At 72.0% G+C, this 19,829-nt stretch carries 15 protein-coding genes; 3 read left to right on the top strand and 12 right to left on the bottom strand.

All coding sequences use genetic code 11. The features are described from left to right. Positions 1–97 precede the first annotated feature (97 nt). The 3 genes from RGI145_RS18220 to bla all read right to left on the bottom strand — a co-directional run bounded on the left by RGI145_RS18220 (position 98) and on the right by bla (position 4,159). Entirely contained in the window at positions 98–1,714 is a 1,617-nt protein-coding gene (locus RGI145_RS18220; protein WP_418314486.1) for an ABC transporter substrate-binding protein, read from the bottom strand. Positions 1,715–1,782: 68 nt separating this feature from the next. Further along, positions 1,783–3,126 carry an amidase gene (locus tag RGI145_RS18215; RefSeq protein WP_075799480.1) on the bottom strand — a complete coding sequence of 448 codons (1,344 nt, stop codon included), beginning with the start codon at positions 3,124–3,126 and terminating at the stop codon, positions 1,783–1,785. 115 nt (positions 3,127–3,241) lie between these two features. Further along, positions 3,242–4,159, bottom strand: coding sequence for a class A beta-lactamase (bla, locus tag RGI145_RS18210; protein ID WP_075799479.1), 918 nt, complete (start codon positions 4,157–4,159; stop codon positions 3,242–3,244). A gap of 94 nt (positions 4,160–4,253) precedes the next feature. On the opposite strand from bla, the gene RGI145_RS18205 reads away from it, so the two are divergent. Then, the gene (locus tag RGI145_RS18205) at positions 4,254–5,141 is read left to right on the top strand and encodes a LysR family transcriptional regulator (RefSeq protein WP_269466554.1); all 888 of its coding nucleotides are present in this window, start codon (positions 4,254–4,256) and stop codon (positions 5,139–5,141) included. 202 nt (positions 5,142–5,343) lie between these two features. On the opposite strand, the gene RGI145_RS18200 is transcribed toward RGI145_RS18205, so the two are convergent. The 5 genes from RGI145_RS18200 to RGI145_RS25850 form a co-directional block, all read right to left on the bottom strand. Continuing rightward, positions 5,344–6,552 carry an MFS transporter gene (locus tag RGI145_RS18200; protein ID WP_075799477.1) on the bottom strand — a complete coding sequence of 403 codons (1,209 nt, stop codon included), beginning with the start codon at positions 6,550–6,552 and terminating at the stop codon, positions 5,344–5,346. A 147-nt stretch (positions 6,553–6,699) separates the two neighbouring features. Next, a complete protein-coding gene (gene acs, locus RGI145_RS18195) occupies positions 6,700–8,634 on the bottom strand; it encodes an acetate--CoA ligase (protein ID WP_075800189.1) in 1,935 nt (644 codons plus the stop codon). 252 nt (positions 8,635–8,886) lie between these two features. Beyond that, complete coding sequence (locus tag RGI145_RS18190) at positions 8,887–9,195, bottom strand: hypothetical protein (RefSeq protein ID WP_156878598.1); 309 nt, start codon at positions 9,193–9,195, stop codon at positions 8,887–8,889. Positions 9,196–9,276: 81 nt separating this feature from the next. Beyond that, entirely contained in the window at positions 9,277–9,732 is a 456-nt protein-coding gene (locus RGI145_RS18185) for a hypothetical protein (protein WP_075799476.1), read from the bottom strand. Positions 9,733–9,925: 193 nt separating this feature from the next. Further along, the gene (locus RGI145_RS25850; RefSeq protein ID WP_390889894.1) at positions 9,926–10,180 is read right to left on the bottom strand and encodes a MucR family transcriptional regulator; all 255 of its coding nucleotides are present in this window, start codon (positions 10,178–10,180) and stop codon (positions 9,926–9,928) included. Positions 10,181–11,120: 940 nt separating this feature from the next. Here RGI145_RS25850 and RGI145_RS18175 point away from each other — a divergent pair. Next, a complete protein-coding gene (locus RGI145_RS18175; protein WP_075799474.1) occupies positions 11,121–13,394 on the top strand; it encodes a type IA DNA topoisomerase in 2,274 nt (757 codons plus the stop codon). Positions 13,395–13,772: 378 nt separating this feature from the next. Here RGI145_RS18175 and pheT read toward each other — a convergent pair whose 3' ends face one another. The 4 genes from pheT to rpmI all read right to left on the bottom strand — a co-directional run bounded on the left by pheT (position 13,773) and on the right by rpmI (position 18,175). Then, positions 13,773–16,268, bottom strand: coding sequence for a phenylalanine--tRNA ligase subunit beta (gene pheT, locus RGI145_RS18170; RefSeq protein WP_075799473.1), 2,496 nt, complete (start codon positions 16,266–16,268; stop codon positions 13,773–13,775). A 6-nt stretch (positions 16,269–16,274) separates the two neighbouring features. Beyond that, positions 16,275–17,360, bottom strand: a complete 1,086-nt coding sequence (pheS, locus tag RGI145_RS18165) for a phenylalanine--tRNA ligase subunit alpha (protein ID WP_075799472.1) — start codon at positions 17,358–17,360, stop codon at positions 16,275–16,277. A gap of 233 nt (positions 17,361–17,593) precedes the next feature. After that, positions 17,594–17,956 (bottom strand): 50S ribosomal protein L20, encoded by a 363-nt coding sequence (gene rplT / locus RGI145_RS18160; RefSeq protein ID WP_075799471.1) that lies wholly within the window; start codon positions 17,954–17,956, stop codon positions 17,594–17,596. Positions 17,957–17,968: 12 nt separating this feature from the next. Next, a complete protein-coding gene (gene rpmI, locus RGI145_RS18155; RefSeq protein WP_019461132.1) occupies positions 17,969–18,175 on the bottom strand; it encodes a 50S ribosomal protein L35 in 207 nt (68 codons plus the stop codon). A 329-nt stretch (positions 18,176–18,504) separates the two neighbouring features. On the opposite strand from rpmI, the gene RGI145_RS18150 reads away from it, so the two are divergent. Next, the gene (locus RGI145_RS18150) at positions 18,505–19,794 is read left to right on the top strand and encodes a serine hydrolase domain-containing protein (protein WP_075799470.1); all 1,290 of its coding nucleotides are present in this window, start codon (positions 18,505–18,507) and stop codon (positions 19,792–19,794) included. The last annotated feature ends 35 nt before the right edge of the window (positions 19,795–19,829 follow it).

The raw sequence follows: 19,829 nt of genomic DNA, 5'->3' as shown, positions 1-19,829 counted from the left end.
GCCAACGAATGAGGTCCAGGGCGCGTAGCGTCCTGGCGGATGGGGGCCGGGGGCGAAGGCAGAGCCTTCCCCCGGGGAGAGCGGACCGCAGGACCCTTCAGGCGCCGCGCCGGACGTTCCAGAAGACCGGGAAGGCGGGCATCATGCCGGCAAGGTCGCGACGGTAGCCCTGGAGCACGAAATACTGGCCGAGGGGGATATAGGGCACGTCCTGCCAGGCCTGCCGCTGCATCTCCACCGCGATCGACTTCTGCTGCTCCAGGCTCTCCGAGAACATCCAGGCGTCGCGCAACTCCTCCAGCCGGGACGAGCGGGGCCAGCCGAACCAGGCGCCGTCGCCATTGCCCCGCAGCGGCAGGTGGCCGACCGGGTTGACGAAGTCGATGCCGTTGAACCCGGTGTAGTGGACGTTCCAGCCGCCCTGGGAGACGGGGCCCCTGTTGGCGCGGCGCGTGACCACCGTGCCCCAGTCGGCGGTCTGGAAATCGACGTTCATGCCCATGCGCTGGAACATGTCGGCGCCGACATCGGTCTCCGCCTTCAGCACGGCGAGGTCGCTGACGCCCAGGATCACCACCTTCTCGCCCTTGTAGCCGGCGGCGGCGAGGTCGCGCTTCACCTTCTCCATGTCGCGGGGCGCGTTCAGCACCTCCATCCCGACATCCGTCGCCATGGGCGTGCCAGGGGTGAAGACACCGACGCCGGTGCGCCAGAGCGAAGTGTCGGACCCGGCGACGGCGGACATGTAGTCCGCCTGGCTGACCGCGCCCAGCACGGCGCGGCGGATCGCCGGATTGTCGAAAGGCGGCTGCAGGTGGTTGAAGCGCAGGATGCCGATGGAGCCGGTCGGGTCCTGCGGCTGGAACTGCAGGTTGCGGTCCCGCCGCAGCATGGGCGCGAGGTCGGGCGAGAGGCTTTCCCACCAGTCCACCTCGCCGCTCTGCAGGGCCGCCGCCGCCGTGGCCGCGTCGGGCAGGATGTTCCATTCGACGCGCTCGAAATGCGCCTGCTTGGGCCCCGAGGTCCAGGAGGGCTCGCCGCTCTCGCGCGGCTTGTAGCCGGCGAACTTCTCGTAAACCACGCGCGCCCCGGTCAGGCGCTCGCCCGGCACGAAGCGATAGGGGCCGCTGCCGACGATCTCGGGGACCTGGGTGAAGGCATCGGTCTTCGCCAGCCGCTCCGGCATGATCACCGGCACCGTGGCGGTGGACTTGGCCAGCGCATCCACCAACAGCGGAAAGGGCCGCTTCAGCCGGAAGCGGATGGTCCGGTCGTCCGGCGCCTCCAGCGCCTCGGTCACCGCCATGAGGCTCTGGCCGAAGGCGTCGCGCTTGCCCCAGCGCTGCAGGCTGGCCACGCAGTCCCGCGCCAGGACCGGCGTGCCGTCATGGAACATCAGGCCGGGCCGCAGGCGGATGTTCCAGACGCGCCCGTCCGCCTCCACCGTATGGCCTTCCGCCATCTGCGGATGCGGGCGGAAATTCGTGTCCAGGCCATAGAGCGTGTCGAACACCAGGAAGGCGTGGTTGCGCGTCACCGTGGCCGTGGTCCAGATCGGGTCCAGCACGGTGAGGTCGGCCTGCGGCACGAATTTCAGCACGCGCTGCGAGGCGGCCTGGGCGATGCGCGGGGCGGCGAGGCCCGGCGCGGCCAGGGCGGCGCCGAGCTGGAGGAGGTGGCGTCGCTGGAGCAAGGCTCTGGGTCCTGTCGTCATCCGCATCCGGCACAGCAAGCGATGTGCCAGCCCCCCGCCATGGCCGGGGCAGCGTCCCCCGCGCCGGTTCAGGCGGCGGAAAGCGCCCTGTCCACCCAGGCCGCATGACCGAAGAGTGTCGCGTCGGCATCGCGGAAGCCCAGGAGCTGGAGGCCAAGCGGCAGGCCGCCCGCCGTCAGGCATGGCAGGGCCAGGGCGGGCACGCCGAGCATCGAGCCGGGCGCGACGAAGACGGGGTTGCCGGTGGAGCCCAGCCCGACCGGCGCGGCGCCCGGGGCGGTGAGGCTGACCACGGCATCGCAGCGCGCGGCAAGGCGGGCGAAGGTCTCGCGCGCCGCCTGGCGCCGGTCCAGCATCATGGCGTAGTCGGCGCGGGTCATGCTGCGCGCCATCTCCCAGCGGCGATGCGTGGCCTGGCTGAGCCCGGCGGGGTCGCGGCGCATGTAGCTGCCGAGCGGCCAGAGCCATTCCCAGGCATTGATGCGGGTGACGATCTCCATGGCCGGGGCCACCGCGTCCTCCACCGCCGCCAGTTCCGGGCAGGTGGCGGCGTCGAGGATCTCGACCCCGGCGCGCCGCAGGCTCTCCAGCGCCGCCTCCAGCGCCGCCTGCGCCTGCGGCTCCAGCACCGTCCAGCCGGCGGTGCGCAGCAGGGCGAGTCGTTCCGGCCGGCGCGCGGGCGGGGGCGCCTTCGGCCCGCCCAGGCCGGGATAGCCCGGATCGCCGCCGACCCGCTCGGCGATGGCGATGGCCATGGCCCAGCAATCCTCCAGGCTGGCGGCGATCGGGCCGGTGCAGCTCTGGCTCAGGAAGTCCAGGCTGCCACCACGGTTCAGCCCGCCGACGCCGGGCTTGAAGCCATAGGCGCCGCAGAAGCCGGAGGGTCGCAGGATGGAGCCCACCACCTGCGTGCCCAGCGCGCCGCAGACCTCGCCCGCCGCCACGGCGGCGGCGGAACCGCTGCTGCTGCCGCCCGGCGTGCGCTCCGTATCCCAGGGGTTGCGGGTGCCGCGTGGCTCGGTGGAGGCGAATTCCGTGGTCACCGTCTTGCCCAGGATGACGGCACCGGCCTCGCGCAGCCCCTGCACGCTCGCGGCGTCGAAACGCGGCTGGTAGCCGTCATAGAGGGGGGAGCCCATGCCGGTGGGCAGGTCCTCCGTCTCGATCGTGTCCTTGATGCCGACGGGCATGCCGTCGATGGGGGAAAGCGCCCGGCCGTCCCGCCAGCGCAGCGTGGCGCCGTCGGCGGCCCGCCGCGCCGCCTCGACGCCCAGCGCGGTGAAGGCGCCGATCCGCGGCTCCCAACCTTCCAGGGCCTCCAGGCATTCCTCCAGCACCGCGCGGGGCGAATCCCGGCCGGCGGCGAAGCCCTGGATGCGCGAAAGATACGGGCGGAGACGTGGCTGCGGCATGGGCGGGCCCCTCGGCGGGAGAAGATGTCGGCCGCCGGTTCTGCAAGCGGCGTGCCGGGGGCCCCGCGCCACGGCTGGCCGGGGGTTCCGCCGGATCATGGGCCGGATGCCCGCTTCAGTGGCCCTTTGCCGCGACGATGGCCGTGGCGACCTCGGCCAGGGCCGCATCGCGTTCCGTGCCCGGCGCCGTGCTGCCGGTGGAATAGGCGGCCACCAGGATCGGCGCGCCTCCCCCTGGCGGCCAGAGCAGGCCGGTATCGTTGTTGGTGCCCCTCTCGCCCGCGCCGGTCTTCTCGCCCGCCTGCCAGCCGGCCGGCAGCCCGGCGCGCAGACGCTTGTCGCCGGTCCTGCTGGCGCGCAGCCAGCCGCTCAGATGCGCCTGCGCCTTGTCCGACAGCGCCTCGCCCAGTGTCACCCTCTGGAGGCTCGCCAGCATCGCCGCCGGGCTGGTGGTGTCACGCGGATCGCCCGGCTTCGCCTCGTTCAGCGCGGTCTCCCAGCGGTCGAGCCGCGTCACCTCGTCGCCGATGGAGCGCAGCCAGGCGGTCAGGCCCGCGGGGCCGCCGAGCTGCTCCAGCATCAGGTTGCCGGCGGTGTTGTCGCTCAGCGTGATCGCGGCCTCGCAGATCGCGGCCAGGGTCATGCCTTCCTCCCCGGCATGCTTCTCCGTTTCGGGAGAGTAGGTCACCAGCTTCTCCCGCCCGTAGCGGATGCGCTGCTCCAGCCGCGCCTGCCCGGCATCGGCCCGGGCCAGGACGGCGGCCGCCGCCAGGAGCTTGAAGGTGCTGGTGAGGGGAAAGCGCTCCGTCTCGCGATAACCCGCCCGCTGGCCGGTGGTGGTGTCGAGCACGGCCACGCCGAGGCGCCCGCCGACCCGCCGCTCGATGCCTGCGAAAGCCGCCGGCAGCGTGCCAAAGCCGCCCCCCGCCTCTCCCGTCCCGGCGCCTGGGGCCGCCTGGGCCCCGGAAGCCCCCGCCGCCATGCCCAGACCCAGCGCCGCCACGGCACCCATGCCCATCCGCCTGCCGATCATATGCCCGTTTCCCTCTGTGCTGGCGGGCGGAGATTGCGCAGGGCGCCAGAGCCCGGCAAACGATCGTTTCTCGCGAAAGCCCCAAGAAAAACTAATGGGTCCGTCCATGCTGCCCTCTCAGCTTCCGCTCAACGCATTGCGGGCCTTCGAGGCCTCCGCCCGCCACCTGAGCCTGACGCGGGCTGGGCTGGAGCTGCGCGTCACCCAGGCGGCGGTCAGCCATCAGGTGAAGAGCCTTGAGGAAATCTTGGGCGTGACCCTGTTCCGCCGCCTGCCGCGCGGCCTCGCCCTGACCGAGGAGGGCGAGGCGCTGCTGCCGGTGCTGACCGAGGCCTTCCGGCGGATCTCCGGCACGCTGGAACGCTTCGCGGGCGGCCGCCTGCGGGAGGTGCTGACGCTCGGCGCGGTGGGCACCTTCGTCACCGGCTGGCTGCTGCCGCGCCTGTCCCGCTTCCGCGCAGCGCATCCCTTCGTGGACCTGCGCCTGCTGACCAACAACAACCGCGTGGACCTCGCCGGTGAGGGGCTGGACGGCGCCATCCGCTTCGGCGACGGCGCCTGGCACGGGACGGAGGCGGTGCGTCTGCTGGCGGCGCCGCTCTCGCCGCTCTGCGCCCCGGCCCTGGCCTGGCGGCTGCACCAACCGGCGGACCTGCTGCCGGAGGTGCTGCTGCGCTCCTACCGCACCGATGAATGGGAGTGCTGGTTCGCCGCGGCGGGCCTGCCGCCACCGGCGATCCGGGGCTTCGTCTTCGATTCCTCGCTGACCATGGCGGAGGCGGCGGTACAGGGCGTGGGCGTCGCCCTGTTGCCGGCGCGGATGTTCGAGCATGACCTGCGCGCCGGACGGCTGGTGCGGCCCTTCGCCACCGAGGTCACGCTCGGCGAATACTGGCTGACCCGGCTGAAGTCCCGCGCCGAGACGGCGGCCCTGGCGGCGTTCCGGGAATGGCTGCTGGAGGAGGTGGCGCGGCCGGCGTGATGCGGCCGGCGGTCCGCAAGCCTTCCTTGCTTTCAGGCCCATCGCGGGATATAGGAATTATATCCTGAAATCACCCTGACATGGACCCAACTTCTCCGAAGGTGACCACCACTCATTCGGCCAAATAAAGGCCTAAAATCCTAAAATGCTAAAACCCTAAAGGCAGACGCCTCCGGTGGCGTGCCGTTCGGCGCCGACAGATCTAGGCCTGCCGCACCGGGCGGCGGGCATGGGCCAGCCAGAACCCGACCAGGACGATCCCGGCGGCGCAGACGGCAAGGCTGGGCAAGGTGCCGATCCGGGCCTGGGCGACGCCGAAGACCGCCGGCCCCAGCGACTGGCCGAGAAAGAAGCTGCAGGCATGCAGCGCCATGGCGGAGCCGCGCGCCTTGGGCGCGACCTCGGTGACGCGGACCTGGATGCTGTTGTGCAGCATGAAATAGCCGAGGCCGAGCAGCAGCGTTCCCGCCAGCACCATGACCAGCGCTCCGGCCAGGCCGACCAGCAGCAGGCCGCAGCCGGCCAGCAGGCCGCCGAGGCGCATCATGTTCGCCTGGCCGGTGGTGCGAACCAGCAGCGGCGCCAGGCTGGCATAGGCGAAGCCGCCCAGGCCGAAGATGCCGAGCGCCATCCCCGCCTCCGCCGTGCCGCCGAGGCCGCGCAGGGCGAGCAGCGCGGCGAGGAAGGGGAACATGCTGAAGACCAGCAGCCCTTCCGCCGCCACGCCAGAGAAAAGGCGCAGCGCCCTGGGGTTGGACAGGATGCCCTTGTAGTGGTTCAGCGCGACGGAAAGGTCGAAGCGCCGGGCGGGCGGGGCCGGATAGCGCCGGCTGTCCCGCCACAGCACCACCGCGCCCGCCAGCACCACCAGGCTGCAGGCCGCGAGGATGCCGCGCCAGCCGAGATAGCCCGCCAGGAAGCCCGAGAGCGCGCCGCCCGCGACCTGCCCGCCGATGGTCCAGGCCATGAAGCGGCTCATCGCCACCTGCCGCTCCTCCATCGGCACGCTGTCGCCGAAGGTGGCGAGCGCCAGCGGGGTGATGCCGCCCGCCGCCGCGCCGGCCAGGACGCGCGCCACGAAGAGCATGGGCAGGCTGGTGGCCAGCGCGCCGAAGGCGAGCGCCAGGACCAGCAGGCTGGCGCAGAGGATCATGACCAGCCGCTTGCCCAGCGCATCGCCGATGGGGCCCAGGATGGGCTGGATCAGCGCATAGGGCAGGGCGAAGGCCGAGGCGAGCAGGGCCGTGCGCTCGACGGTGGTGTTGAAATCCGCCGCGACGCTCACCAGCAGCGGGTCCAGCGCCCGGGTGGTCAGGGCAGAGGAGAAGCCGGCGAGGCCCAGGACGAAGACCAGATGGCCGACCTGTGTGGCGGAAAGGGTCGCTGGGGCAGCGGATGGGGTGTCTGGCATGCGCCGGCCATCCTGCGCAGAGCGGCGGCGCACGCAACCGCCCAGGAGGGGAAAGAGGGCGGGAGACCGGCTCCCGCCGCGCACGGGGCGCGGATTTCCGGAGGCCGGTCTTCCCGGGGGCGGTCGCCCCGCCCCCGGGGCGGGGTCTCAGCCGACGCGGGTCTCGATCAGGTCCTGCACCACGGTCGGATCGGCGAGGGTGGAGGTGTCGCCCAGCCCGTCGATCTCGTTCGCGGCGATCTTGCGCAGGATGCGGCGCATGATCTTGCCCGAGCGCGTCTTCGGCAGGCCCGGCGCCCAGTGGATGGCGTCCGGCGCGGCGAAGGGGCCGATCTCCTTGCGCACCCAGATGACGAGCTCCTTGCGCAGCGCCTCGGTCGGCTGTTCGTCGGCATTCAGGGTGACATAGGCGTAGATGCCCTGGCCCTTGATGTCGTGCGGCATTCCGACCACGGCGGCCTCCGCCACCTTGGGATGGGCGACCAGCGCGCTCTCGATCTCCGCCGTGCCCATGCGGTGGCCGGAGACGTTGATCACGTCGTCCACGCGGCCGGTGATCCAGTAGTAGCCGTCCTCGTCCCGCCGCGCGCCGTCGCCGGTGAAGTAGGTGCCCTTGAAGGTCGAGAAGTAGGTCTGGATGAAGCGTTCGTGGTCGCGGAAGACGGTGCGCATCTGGCCGGGCCAGCTGTCGGTGATCACGAGGTTGCCCTCGGTCGCCCCTTCCAGGAGGTTGCCGTCGCCATCCACCAGCGCCGGCTGCACGCCGGGCAGCGGCAGGGTGGCGGAACCCGGCTTCTGCGCGACCGCGCCCGGCAGCGGCGCGATCAGGATGCCGCCGGTCTCGGTCTGCCACCAGGTATCGACGATCGGGCAGCGTTCCTCGCCGACGACGCGGTAATACCAGAGCCAGGCCTCGGGATTGATCGGCTCCCCGACGCTGCCCAGGATGCGCAGCGACTTGCGGGAGGTCTTCTTCACCGGCGCGTCGCCGTCGCGCATCAGCGCGCGAAGGGCGGTGGGCGCGGTGTAGAAGATGTTGACCTTGTGCTTGTCGATGACCTGCCAGAAGCGGCTGTTGTCGGGCCAGGACGGCACGCCCTCGAAGATCAGCGAGGTCGCGCCGTTCGCCAGCGGGCCATAGACGATATAGGTGTGGCCGGTGACCCAGCCGACATCGGCGGTGCACCAGTACACCTCGCCCGGGCGGTAGTCGAAGACCAGGTCATGGGTGAAGGACGCCCAGACCATGTAGCCGCCGGTGGTGTGCAGCACGCCCTTCGGCTTGCCGGTGGAACCGCTGGTGTAGAGGATGAAGAGCGGGTCCTCCGCCTCCATCGGCTCCGGCTCGCATTGCGGCGCGGCCCTGGCGGTCAGCGCCTCCCAGGAATGGTCGCGGCCTTCCTGCATCGGCACGTCGCCGCCGGTGATGCGCGCGACGATCACGTTCCGGATGGTCGGGCAGCTCTTCAGCGCCTCGTCGGCATTGGTCTTGAGCGGCACGCGGCGCCCGCCGCGCCGGCCCTCGTCGGCGGTGAGCAGCAGCGTGCTCTCGCAGTCCTGGATGCGGCTGGCGAGGCTGTCGGCCGAGAAGCCGCCGAAGACCACGGAATGGATGGCGCCGATGCGGGCGCAGGCGAGCATCGCCACCGCGGCCTCGACTACCATGGGCAGGTAGATGGTGACGCGGTCGCCCTTCTTCACGCCGAGCTCGCGCATCGCGTTGCCCAGGCGGCAGACGCGCTCGTGCAGTTCGCGGTAGGTGACACGGGCGTCGCTGTTCGGGTCGTCGCCTTCCCAGATGAAGGCGGTCTGGTCGCCCCGGCTTTCCAGGTGCCGGTCCAGGCAGGAGACGGAGGCGTTGAGGATGCCGTCCTCGAACCAGCGGATGGAGACGTCGCCGGTGAAGGAGGTGTTCTTGATCTTCGTCGGCTCGCGCATCCAGGCGATGCGGTCCATCTGGCCGTGCCAGAAACCGTCCGGGTCGTTCTTCGCGGCATCGGCCATGGCCTGGCGCTTTGCCGCATCGACATGGGCCTTGGCCGCGATCTCCGGCTTCACAGCGATCAGTGTGTCGTCGCCCATCATTTCACTCCCAACATCCAGGCGCCCCGTTGGAGGCGTTTGCAGCGAATTGGGACGTGAGGCGACGGCGCCGTCAAGCGATGCGGTGGAGTGGCCCGTCCTCCCGTCCGCTGGCGCCCGATGGAATGGCGCAGAATTGCGCCATTCCGGCATCAAAACTTGTCGCAACGCAGCGGCAGGGCCTCCGGGCCACGCTTCCGGATGCCCAGCCTGCGACCCATCCGGGGCCTTCATCCGGTGGGAAACCGTGGATCAGCGCCAGTAGTGCCGGGGCGGGGGCGCGTAGCCGTAGCGCGGCGGCGGCGGGCGGCGCCAGTGCGGAGGCGGCGGGGGCGGACGGTGCCAGTGCCGGGGCGGCGGCGGGGGACGCCAGCGGTGCGACGGCGGCCTGTGCCAGCGGGGCGGCGGCGGGGCGTAGTACTGGGCCGGATGCAGAAGGCCGGCGGGCCGCGCCTCCGGCGCCACGGACACCGGGACGGGCGCCGCCTGCGCCGTCCCGGCCGCGAGGGCGGTCACGGAAAGCAGCGGGGCCAGCAGGGCGGCGTAGAGCAGTTGGCGCATGGGACGTCTTCGATCCTTCTGCGGGAGAGGTGGGTGGAAAAGGGCCGGCGCGGCCTCCCATGGCGGCGCCGGCCCGGGGGTTCAGTTCACGCGGGTGGCGGGAGGCTCCGTGGCGGGGCCGGTGCCCGGCTGGCTGCGGGCGACCTGCCCGGATGCCTTGCCGGCGCTGGCCTCCGGAGCCCGCTCCGCCGCATGGGAGGAAGAGCCGGCCTTACCGGAACGGAGGTGCTTCGTCGCGGCGGCATGGCCTTCCGCCTTCGTGGTGTTGGCCGTGCCGGCGGCCTTATGGCCCGGGGCCTCGGCATGTCCGGCGACGGCGGCATGCGCCCGGGGCTGCGATCCGGGCTGAGGCTGTGCGGGGGCCGTGACGGCAGGCCCGGAGGCGGCGGCGGATGCCGGCTCCTGCGCCGCTCCCTGGACTCCCCCCAGCACTCCCCCCGGCACTTCCCTTGGCACATTCCCCTGGGCCATGGCCATGCCGGCGGAACCGAGCAGCAGGGCGGAGAACAGCAGGCTGGCACGGAACGTCTTGCGCAATGGGGCCTCCTCTGGGCTGGTGAGCGCAGAAGGAAGAGGACACCCGCCAGGAGGCAGGTCTCGGGCACCTCCAGGGAATCTCTGAGGCGGGCGCGGCGGCTTCATGGCCGGAGTGACAGCGTGAAACATGGGGCCCGCCAGCCCCGGCGATCAGGACGCTGCCCCGCCCGGAGCCGGCGAGGCGCGTCCCGCGCTATTCCTCCACGGCCCCTTCCTCCACCCCGCCGGCACGGCCGCGTCCGGTGGCGCGCGGCATCCGGGCGGCGGCCCGACGCTCGGCCGAATCGGGGGCGACCATCGGGTAATCGGGCGGCAGGCCCCAGCGGGCCCGGTACTGGTCCGGGGTCATTCCATAGGCGGCCTTGAGGTGGCGCGTGAGCATCTTCACCTGCCTTCCGTCCTCCAGGCAGATCAGATAGCCGGGCGTCACGCTCTCGGCGATCGGCACGGCCGGTTCAGGACGCGGCTCCAGGGGCCCTTCCCCGCGTTCACTGTCGGCCGTGGGGGTGGCCGCCGGGGCTGGGGCATCCGTAGCTGGAACCGGCCGGGCGAAGCCCCCAGGCGGGTTTCCAGCGGAATTGCCGGTGCGCTCCCCAGAAGTTCCGGCCGCTGCCTCCGGCATGGCGGAAGGGCGATCCGGGGAAACGTCTGGCGGAGCCTCACGCAGCCCTGGCTGTGGCACAGGATCTCCGGTCCCCGCCTCCCCGCCGGGGAATCCCCCGGCGGCTTCGGTGGGCGCCGGGCGCGAGCGGGACCGTGGCGCTGGCCCGGAAGCTCCGGGCTCGGGACGGGGGGGCTCGAACGGCAGGTCACGACGCATGCCGCCGGATTCCCCCCGGGGCGCCCGCCGCGGCGCCCGTTCCGGCCCGGCGGCCCGGGAAGGCGGCGACTCCGGCCCGGGAACCGGCGGCGCGGAAGCGGATGAGACAGGGGGCGGGTCAAGGGGCGGAGCGGGCGGCATGGCGTGCGCCGCCTCGGCCAGATCCTGGGCACGCGCGTGCTGCTCCAGCAGCAGGCGCAGCGTGCCGGTGGTTTCCAGGAAGCCATCGGGCCGGCGGACCACCACGGCGGCGCCATCCAGGCGGAAGATCCGGTGTTCCCGCGGCAGGCGCCAGATCTGCTCCTCGGTGGCAGGCACGATCTGGCATCCGCAGGCCCGGGCGATCCCGGCTTGCTCGGGCGTCAATTGCAAAGGACGACTCTTCTCGGTTTGGTTTCTTCGGCGGGTGGGATGGCCCCGGACCATGCCAGGAAGGCCGTTCGGCCGCCCGGCCGATCACGTCATGGCAAGGCTATAGACCCTGTGGCGATAAATTTGAATCTGGCGCCGTCGCTTCCGCTCTGGCATTCCGGTTCCAGTTTTGTTCCGGATCTCTCCTCGAAGCAACATGGCCGAGCAGATCGTCATCGCCGAGAAGACCAGCCAGGCCAAGGATATCCGCGCCGCGGTGGGCCAACGTTACGGCGCCGTGCTGCCGGCGGAAGGGCATCTCTTCGACCTTGTGGAGCCCGAGGAGGCGAATCCGGCCTGGAAGCGCTGGAGCCCCGTGCTGCTGCGGCCGGAGTCGCTCTATGGCACGCGCCCCGCCACGGGCGGGAACAAGGCCTCCAAGCTGCAGGCGATCCGCGCGGCCCTGCGTTCCGCGAAGCGCGTCTGGCTGGCCACCGACTGCGACCGCGAGGGGCAGCTGATCGGGCAGGAGATCCTGGAGCACTATGGCTATCGCGGCACGGTGATGCGGGTGATGTTCACCGCGCAGGACCCGCAGACCATCCGCGACGCCTTCGCCCATGCCCGGCCCAATGCGGAGCATGCGCGGCTTTACGCGGCGGCGGTGGCGCGGCGGCAGGCGGACCAGATCTACAACCTCTCCCTCACCCGCACCGCTACGGTGACGCTGGCGAAAGGCGCCCGGGCGGTGATCGGCGTGGGGCGGGTGAAGACGCCGACGCTGGCCATCGTCTGCCGGCGGGAGATCGAGATCCGCGACTTCGTGCCGCAGAGCTATTTCGAGGTGGTGGCGACCGCCGCCGTCGAGGCCGGGCGGCTGCGCATGCGCCACGCGCCGAAGGAGCGCATCCTGAAGCGCGAGGAGGCCGAGGCCATCGCCGCCCTGGCCGAGGGCTTCCAGGGGCCGCTCGCGGTAAAGGTCGAGGAGAAGCGGCAATCGCCGCCGCGCCTGCACGACTTGCCCTCGCTGCAACGCCTCTGCGGCTCGCGCTTCGGCTGGTCGGCGGCGCGCACGCTGGAGGTGGCGCAGGAGCTCTATGACGGCGAGGGCAAGAAGGTCATCACCTATCCCCGCGCCGAGACGCGCTATCTGCCGGAAAGCCTGATCCCCGACGTGCCGCGCATCGTGGCGGCGTTGCAGGAAGGACGCGCCTGGAGCGGCATTCCCGTGCCGCAGCCGCCGCTGGTCCGGCGCGGCGCCAGCGGGGCCTTCCACGACAAGGGGCTGGCCGGGGCGAGCCACCATGCGGTGATCCCCAACGTCAACACGGTGGAGCGGCTGCGCGAGGCCTGGCCGCGCCTTTCGGCGGATGAGCGCAAGCTCTTCGACGTGATCGCGCGCGCCTATCTGGCGGCGATGATGCCGGATTTCCGTTACCGCCAGACCACCGCCACGATCGACGTGAAGGGCCCCGGGAGCCTGCATGTCTTCCGCGCCGTGGGGCGGCAGCCGCTGGAGATGGGCTGGCGCGCCGCCTTCCCCGAATGGGTGCCCGCCGAGGAGAAGGGCGAGGACGCCCAGCTCCTCCCCGCTCTGCGCAACGGCGAGGCAACGACCTTGAGCGAGGCGAAGGTGGAGGCGAAGGAGACGCGCCCGCCGCCGCGCTACAACGAGGGCACGCTGATCGAGGCGATGCAGAACGCCTGGCGCTTCGTCGAGGACGAGGCGCTGCAGGACCGGCTGAAGGAGGCCAAGGGCATCGGCACGCCGGCGACGCGGGCCGAGATCATCCGTGGGCTGAAGGCACAGGACTTCCTGCGCATCGACGGCAAGCACATCGTGCCGACCGAACGCGGGCTGCAACTCTTCGCCGTGCTGGAGCAGGCCGATCCGGCTCTGGTCGATCCTGGCGTGACGGCGCAGCTCGAACGCCTGCTGGACGAGGTGCTGGTCGGGCAGCAGGAGATGATGGGCGCCATCGACGCCGTCTGCGCCCAGGCCAGCCGGATCATCGCGCGCCTGACCGAGCGTGCGGCTGCCGGCGAGGCACCGCTCCTGGCCATTGGTGACGCGGCAGGCGGCGGAAAGGGCGCGCCCACGCCGGCCATGGCGCGCTTCGTGGCCAGCCTGGCAAAGCGCAAGGGGATCACACCGCCCAAGGGCTACACACGCTCCGCCACGGCCTGTCGCGCCTTCCTCGACGAACATGCGCCGCGCCGGGAGGGCGGCGAGGCAGGAACCGTCCGCGCACCTAGCCCGGCGCAACTCGGCTTCGCACGGAAGCTGGCGGAACAGCGCGGCGTGGCCCTGCCGGAGGAGGTGCAGGCGAGCGCCGCCGCCATCTCCGCCTGGATCGACGGGCAGCAGGGAAAGAAGCCGGGCCGGGCGAAGGCCGCGGGCCCGGGCAAGGGACGGCCCCGGAAGGCAGGCGCAGGCCGTACCCCGGCACGGCGGCGTACTACGGCCCGGGAGGATGCGGCGCCGGCCTGAGCTTTCCGGCCATTGCGCCATGGATGCCGTTGCGCTTGGGGGAAAGGCTCCGTCTTCACCCCCAGAACTTTCCCTTTGGCTTCCCATCCGCCAGGACGCTGCGGGTCCTGAACCCGGTTCGTCGGCTTTTGCTGTGGCCGGATCGCGCCGGAGAGCGACACTCTCCGGCGACTACGGATGCCGCCAGCGCGGAGGTGGTGATCTTCTTTCTCGGGAGCCCCGCTGATCCACCTGCGTCCCGGGGATCGGGCGTCAGGCTGACGGCCACCACAGGTGCCAACTCAAGCCCGGGGTCCGGGGACCGGCTTCGGTCCCCGGCGGAGAGGGTGTGGGAGAGGCGGCGCCTCTCCCACGGCGGGCTGAAGCCGCGGCGGCGCCTCAGCCCCGGAGTACGGCTCCGGTGGCCTTGGTCACCGCCGCCACAACCTTGGCCGCCACGGCCTCGATCTCGGCATCGGTGAGGGAGGCGTCGCGCGGCTGGAGGGTTACCTCGACCGCCAGCGAGACCTTGCCTTCCGGCAGCCTATCGCCCGCATAGCGGTCGAAGATCGCGGCATCGGCGATCAGGTTCCGCTCGGCGCCGCGCGCGGCGCGCAGCACGTTCTCGGCCGGGACCGAGGCATCCACCAGGAAGGCGAAGTCGCGCCGCACCGGCTGCAGGGCGGAGAGGGCGGGGGCGGACTTCTTGCGCCGCTTGGGCTCGGGGATGGCGTCGAGGAAGACCTCGCAGGCCACCACGGGGCCGCCGATGTCCAGCGCCGCCAGCACCTTCGGGTGGATCTCGCCGAACTGGGCGAGCACCACCTTCGGCCCCTGGCGCAGCACGCCGGAACGTCCGGGGTGATAGTAGCCCGGCGCATCCGCCGTCACCGTGATCCCGGCCAGCGGCGCGCCCAGGGTGCCGAGCACGGCGAGCGCGTCGCCCTTGGCATCCATCGCGTCCACCGGACGGGAAGGCTCGCTCCAGTGGCGCGGCGTGGCACCGGCACGCAGCGCGGCGGCCACGGCGAGCTGCCCGGCGGGCGAGGGGTCGCGATAGGCACCGCCCACCTCGCTCAGCGCCACGTCCGGATAGCCCCGCGCCGCGTTGCGCCCGGCGGCGAGCAGCAGGCTGGCCACCGGGGTCGGACGCATCTGGTCGAGGTCGGAGGCGATCGGGTTCAGCAGCCGCAGCGATTCCGGCGCCTCGCCGAACAGTGTCGCCACCTCATGCGCCAGGAAGCCCATGCTCACGCAGTCCAGCGCCCCGCGCGCGGCGAGCACGCGGCGGGCCAGCACGGCGCGCGACTGCGCCGGGGTCAGCGAGGGCAGCGGCACGGGCGAGGAGACGGGCAGCGACACCGCCGGGATGGCGTCCAGCCCGGGCAGGCGAAGCACCTCCTCCAGCAGGTCGCACTCGGCCTCGATCCGCTCCACGCCCTCGGCGGCCAGCGCCGCGCGCTCCGGGGCCAGGGCGGCGAACTGGTCGAGATCGGTGCCCCCCGCGCGATAGGCGGAGGCCGAGGAGGCGATGTCGTTGCGCCAGGACGGGACGGCGACCGTCACGCTCTCCGCGTCGCGCGCCACCGTGGCGAAGCCCAGCCGCTCCAGCGAGGCCACGGCCTCATCCGCCGTGATGGCGGAGTTGCCGAGGCCCCGGATGCGCTCGAAGCGCAGGCTGGCCTCGCGTCGCCACGCCGGCTCGGCGCCGGCGGCGACCACCTCGCTCGCCTCGCCGCCGCAGAGCTCCTGGATCAGCCGCGTCGCGGCCTCCAGCGCATCCGGCAGCAGGGCCGGGTCCACGCCGCGCTCGAAGCGGGCGCGGGCATCGGAATGCAGCCCGTGGCGGCGGCCGGAGAGCGCGACCCGCACCGGGTCGAACAGCGCGCATTCGATGAAGCACTCGGTGGTGTCCGCGTCGCAGCCGGAATGCTCGCCGCCCATGATGCCGGCGAGGCTCTCCACCCCCTCCGCATCCGTGATCACGAGATCCTCCGGCGTGACGGCGATCTCCTTGCCGTTCAGGGCGAGATAGCTCTCGCCCTCGCGCGCCCGGCGCAGGGTCAGCACCTCGCCCGCCACCTTGCGCGCATCGAAGACATGCAGCGGCCGGCCGAGGTCGAAGGTGAACCAGTTGGTCACGTCCACCAGCGCCGAGATCGGGCGCAGGCCGATGGCGGTCAGCCGGTCCTGCAGCCATTGCGGCGAGGGGCCGTTGCGCAGGCCGCGCACGGAGCGCCCGAGCACCCAGGGGCAGCCCTCGGCATCCTCGATCGCCCAGCGCAGCGGCGAGGGGAAGCGCCCCGCCACCGGCTCCGGCTTCCAGGGCTTCAGCGTGCCGAGGCCCGCGGCGGCGAGGTCGCGCGCCACGCCGCGCACGGAGAGCGCGTCGCCCCGGTTCGGCGTGACGCTGATGTCGAAGACCGGATCGTCCATGCCGAGCCACCTGGCATAGACCTCGCCGACCGGCGCGTCGGCGGGCAGGTCCAGGATGCCGTCATGGTCCTGGCCGAGCCCCAGCTCGCGCGCGGAACACATCATGGCCTCGCTCTTCACGCCACGGATCTCGCCCGCCTTCAGCGTGATGCCGGTGCCGGGCACATAGGCGCCGGGCAGCGCCACCACTGCCTTCATGCCGGTGCGGGCATTGGGCGCGCCGCAGACCACGGAACGGATCGTGCCGTCCCCGACATCGACCTTGCAGGCGCGCAGCCGGTCGGCATTCGGGTGCTGCACGGCCTCGACCACATAGCCGATGCGGAAGGGCGCCAGCGCGTCGGCGCGGTTCTCGACGCTTTCCACCTCCAGCCCGATGGCGGAGAGGGTGGTGGCGATCCGCTCGACCGAAGCCTCGGTCTCCAGGTGGTCGCGCAGCCAGGACAGGGTGAACTTCATCGCCGGTCAGCCCGCATCATGGAGGGTATAGGGGGAGAGCACCGGCGCGCCGTAATGGCGCAGCCAGCGGACATCGCTTTCGTAGAAGGGGCGCAGGTCGGCGATGCCGTGCTTGAGCATGGTGATGCGCTCGATCCCCATGCCGAAGGCGAAGCCCTGCCACTGGCGCGGGTCGATACCGCAATTGGCGAGCACCTTGGGATGCACCATGCCGGAGCCCAGGATCTCCAGCCAGTCGGAGCCCCGGCCCAGCTCGCCGGTCTTGCGGTCCCAGCCGATATCCACCTCCATCGAGGGCTCGGTGAAGGGGAAGTAGGAGGCACGGAAGCGCACCGGCAGCTCGGCGATTCCGAAGAAGGCGCGCAGGAAGTCGATCAGGCAGCCCTTGAGGTGGCCCAGCGTGATGTCGCGCCCGATCACCAGCCCCTCCACCTGATGAAACATCGGGGAGTGCGTGGCGTCATGGTCGGCGCGGTAGGTGCGGCCCGGCACGATCACGCGGATCGGCGGTTCCTGCGACAGCATGGTCCGCGCCTGCACCGGCGAGGTATGCGTGCGCAGCACCGTCTCGAAGCCCGCGCCATGGGCGGGGGGCAGGTAGAAGGTGTCCTGGTCCTGCCGCGCCGGATGGTGGCCGGGGATGTTCAGGGCGTTGAAGTTGTACCAGTCGCTCTCGATGTCCGGCCCCTCGGCCACGGCGAAGCCCATGGCACCGAACAGCGCGGTCAGCTCCTCCACCGTGCGGGCGATGGGGTGGATCGCGCCGCTTTCCGCCCCGGCCGGCGGGTGCGGGCGGGCCGGCAGCGAGACGTCGAGGCGCTCGGCGGCGAGCTTCGCCTCCAGCGCCGCTTCCTCCAGCACGGATTTGCGGGCTTCGAGCGCGCGCTCGACCGCCTGCCGCACCGCGTTGACGGCGGCGCCGCGCGCCTTGCGCTCCTCGGCGGGCACGGCGCCCAGCCCCTTCAGCAGCGCGGTCACCTGGCCGCTCTTGCCCAGCGCGCCCACGCGCACCGCATCCAGCGCGCGCAGGTCGGCGGCCGCCGCGATGGCGGCCTCCGTCTCCGATTGCAGCGCGGCGAGGTCGTCCGACATCTCGATCTCCCGAGGGGGAATGGCTGTTCGCGGAACCGGCCGCGGCGGGCGGGCGGCCCATGGCCGCGAACCGGTCCCAGTCAAAGCAATGGGTCAAAGCAACGGGTCAAAGCAAAAAGGGCCGCCTCGCTCCCGGGGGTGTCCCGAGAGGCGAAGGCGGCCCCATCTGCCGAAAATCCGGATCGGGGTGCCGGCGGGCCTGAGCCCGGCCGGTGTCCCCGGTATGCGGCTGCTTACGCCGCGGGCAGGGACGCCTTGGCCTTCTCGACCAGGGCGCCAAAGCCGGCCGCGTCCTCATAGGCGATCGCCGCCAGGACCTTGCGGTCCAGCTCGATGCCGGAGGCCTTCAGCCCCGCGATGAAGCGGGAATAAACGACGCCGTGCTCGCGGCACGCCGCGTTGATGCGCTGGATCCACAGGCCGCGGAACTCGCGCTTCTTGTTGCGGCGGTCGCGGTAGGCGTACTGCAGCGCCTTCTCGACCCGCTCGAGCGCGGGACGGTAGGCGGTGGAGGAACGGCCGACATAGCCCTTGGCGAGCTTGAGGACCTTCTTGTGACGGGCGTGGGCGGTGACGCCGCGCTTGACACGAGCCATCTGTGCGCTCCCTTACCGATCCAGCCCGTAGGGGGCCCACTGCTTCACCGTCAGGCCGTCCTGGTGCCGCAGCACCTGGGTACCGCGGTTCTGGCGCTTGGCCTTCTGCGGACGGGCGGACAGGTTGTGGCGCTTCTTGCCCGGGCCGGCGAGCACCTTGCCCGTCGCCGTGATCTTGAACCGCTTCTTGACCGCGGACTTGGTCTTCATCTTGGGCATTTCGGACCTCCTGTGGTTCAGGCCGGCGCATCCCGGAAGCCCACGCCGGAAATCCGGCCCAGGCAGGCACCACACCATGCGGTGGGGACGCGCTTCCACGGCCGGGCAGCCCAACACGGCCCGGACGCGCGGAGAGGGGCGGCCTATAGCGGGGCGGCGGGACGGGGGCAAGGGGCTGTTGCCGCCACCGGCCGCATGGCTGTCGGGCGCCGGCCGGCTTCGTGTTGGTTCGGGAATGAAACCCTCCCCCGGCCTTGTGCCGGGAAAGGCGCGCGGCCCATCCTCCCCCTGCCCCCCCAAGGGGGCGAACGAGAAGAATCGGAGGAACCATGTCCCAACGGCATCCCCTGCCGCGCCGGCGAGCCCTTGCCTTCGCCCTGCTGCCCAGCCTGGCGCTGTTCGCCTGCGCCGCCCCCCAGACCGCGGCGCCGCCGGCCCGGCAGGCCACGCTCGACACGGCGCTGCGCCAGCAGGTGGAAAGCGGCAAGGTGGGCGCGATCGCCGCCCTGGTGGTGCGCGACAATGGCGAGGTGCTCTACAGCGGCAGCGCCGGCACGCGGACCCCGGGTGGCGGGGAGGCGCTGCGGCCCGACAGCCTGTTCCGCCTGGCCAGCATGACAAAGCCCTTCACCTCGGTCGCGGCGATGCAACTGGTGGAGCAGGGAAAGATCGGGCTCGACGACCCCATCGGGCGCTGGCTGCCGGAGTTCCGCCGGTTGCGGGTGGTGGCGGGGGAGGGCCGCACCGTGCCCGCGCAGCGCCAGCCGACGGTGCGCGACCTGCTGCGGCACACCTCGGGCTTCAGCTACACCTTCCTGAACATCCCCGGCGTGGTGGAGGAATACCGGCGCCTGGGCGTGGATGACGGGCTGGCCGCGCCGGACCGGACGCTGCGCGACAACATGAGCCGCCTCGCCCGGGCGCCGCTGGCGATCCAGCCGGGCAGCGGCTGGCGCTATTCCCTTTCCACCGACGTGCTGGGCGCCATCGTGGAGCGGGCGGGCGGGATGCCGCTCGACCAGTACATCATCCGCAACATCGCCGCGCCGCTGAAGCTCGAAAGCTTCGCCTTCCATGTCCCGGAATCCGCCCGGCCGCGCATGGTCACGGCGATGTATCCCGACCCCGCGGGCGTGCTGCGCCCGATGGCCAGCCCGCAGACCGTGCCCTATCCGCTCTCGGGCGGGACCTGGACGGCGGACCCGGAGCGGGCCTTCAGCGCCACCGCCTATCCCTCCGGCGGGGCGGGGGCGACGGCCACGATCGGCGACTATGCCCGCTTCGCCCGCATGCTGCTGAACGGCGGGGAACTGGACGGGGTACGGATCCTGAAGCCGGAAACGGTGGCGGAGATGGCGAAGCCGCAGACCGGGGGCTATCCGATCAACCTGCGCGGCGCGGGCTATGACTTCGGCTACGGCTTCTCCGTGCTGACCGACCCGGCGGCGGCGAAGACCAGGCAGGGCCTGGGCACCTATGGCTGGGGCGGCATCTACGGCACCGGCTTCTTCGTGGACCCGGCCAACCGCATCGTCACGGTCGTCATGACGCAGACCGGTGTGAATGGCGGCCCGGCCGGCAACGAGGTGCGGGAGGCGGTCTACGGCACCCTGCCCTGACCGGGGGGCGCCACGGCCCCGCCGGAGGCTGCGGC

Source organism: Roseomonas gilardii, assembly GCF_001941945.1.
Classification (GTDB): domain Bacteria; phylum Pseudomonadota; class Alphaproteobacteria; order Acetobacterales; family Acetobacteraceae; genus Roseomonas.
Note: the sequence above shows the minus strand (reverse complement) of the source record. Positions and strands in the feature narration are given on the sequence as shown.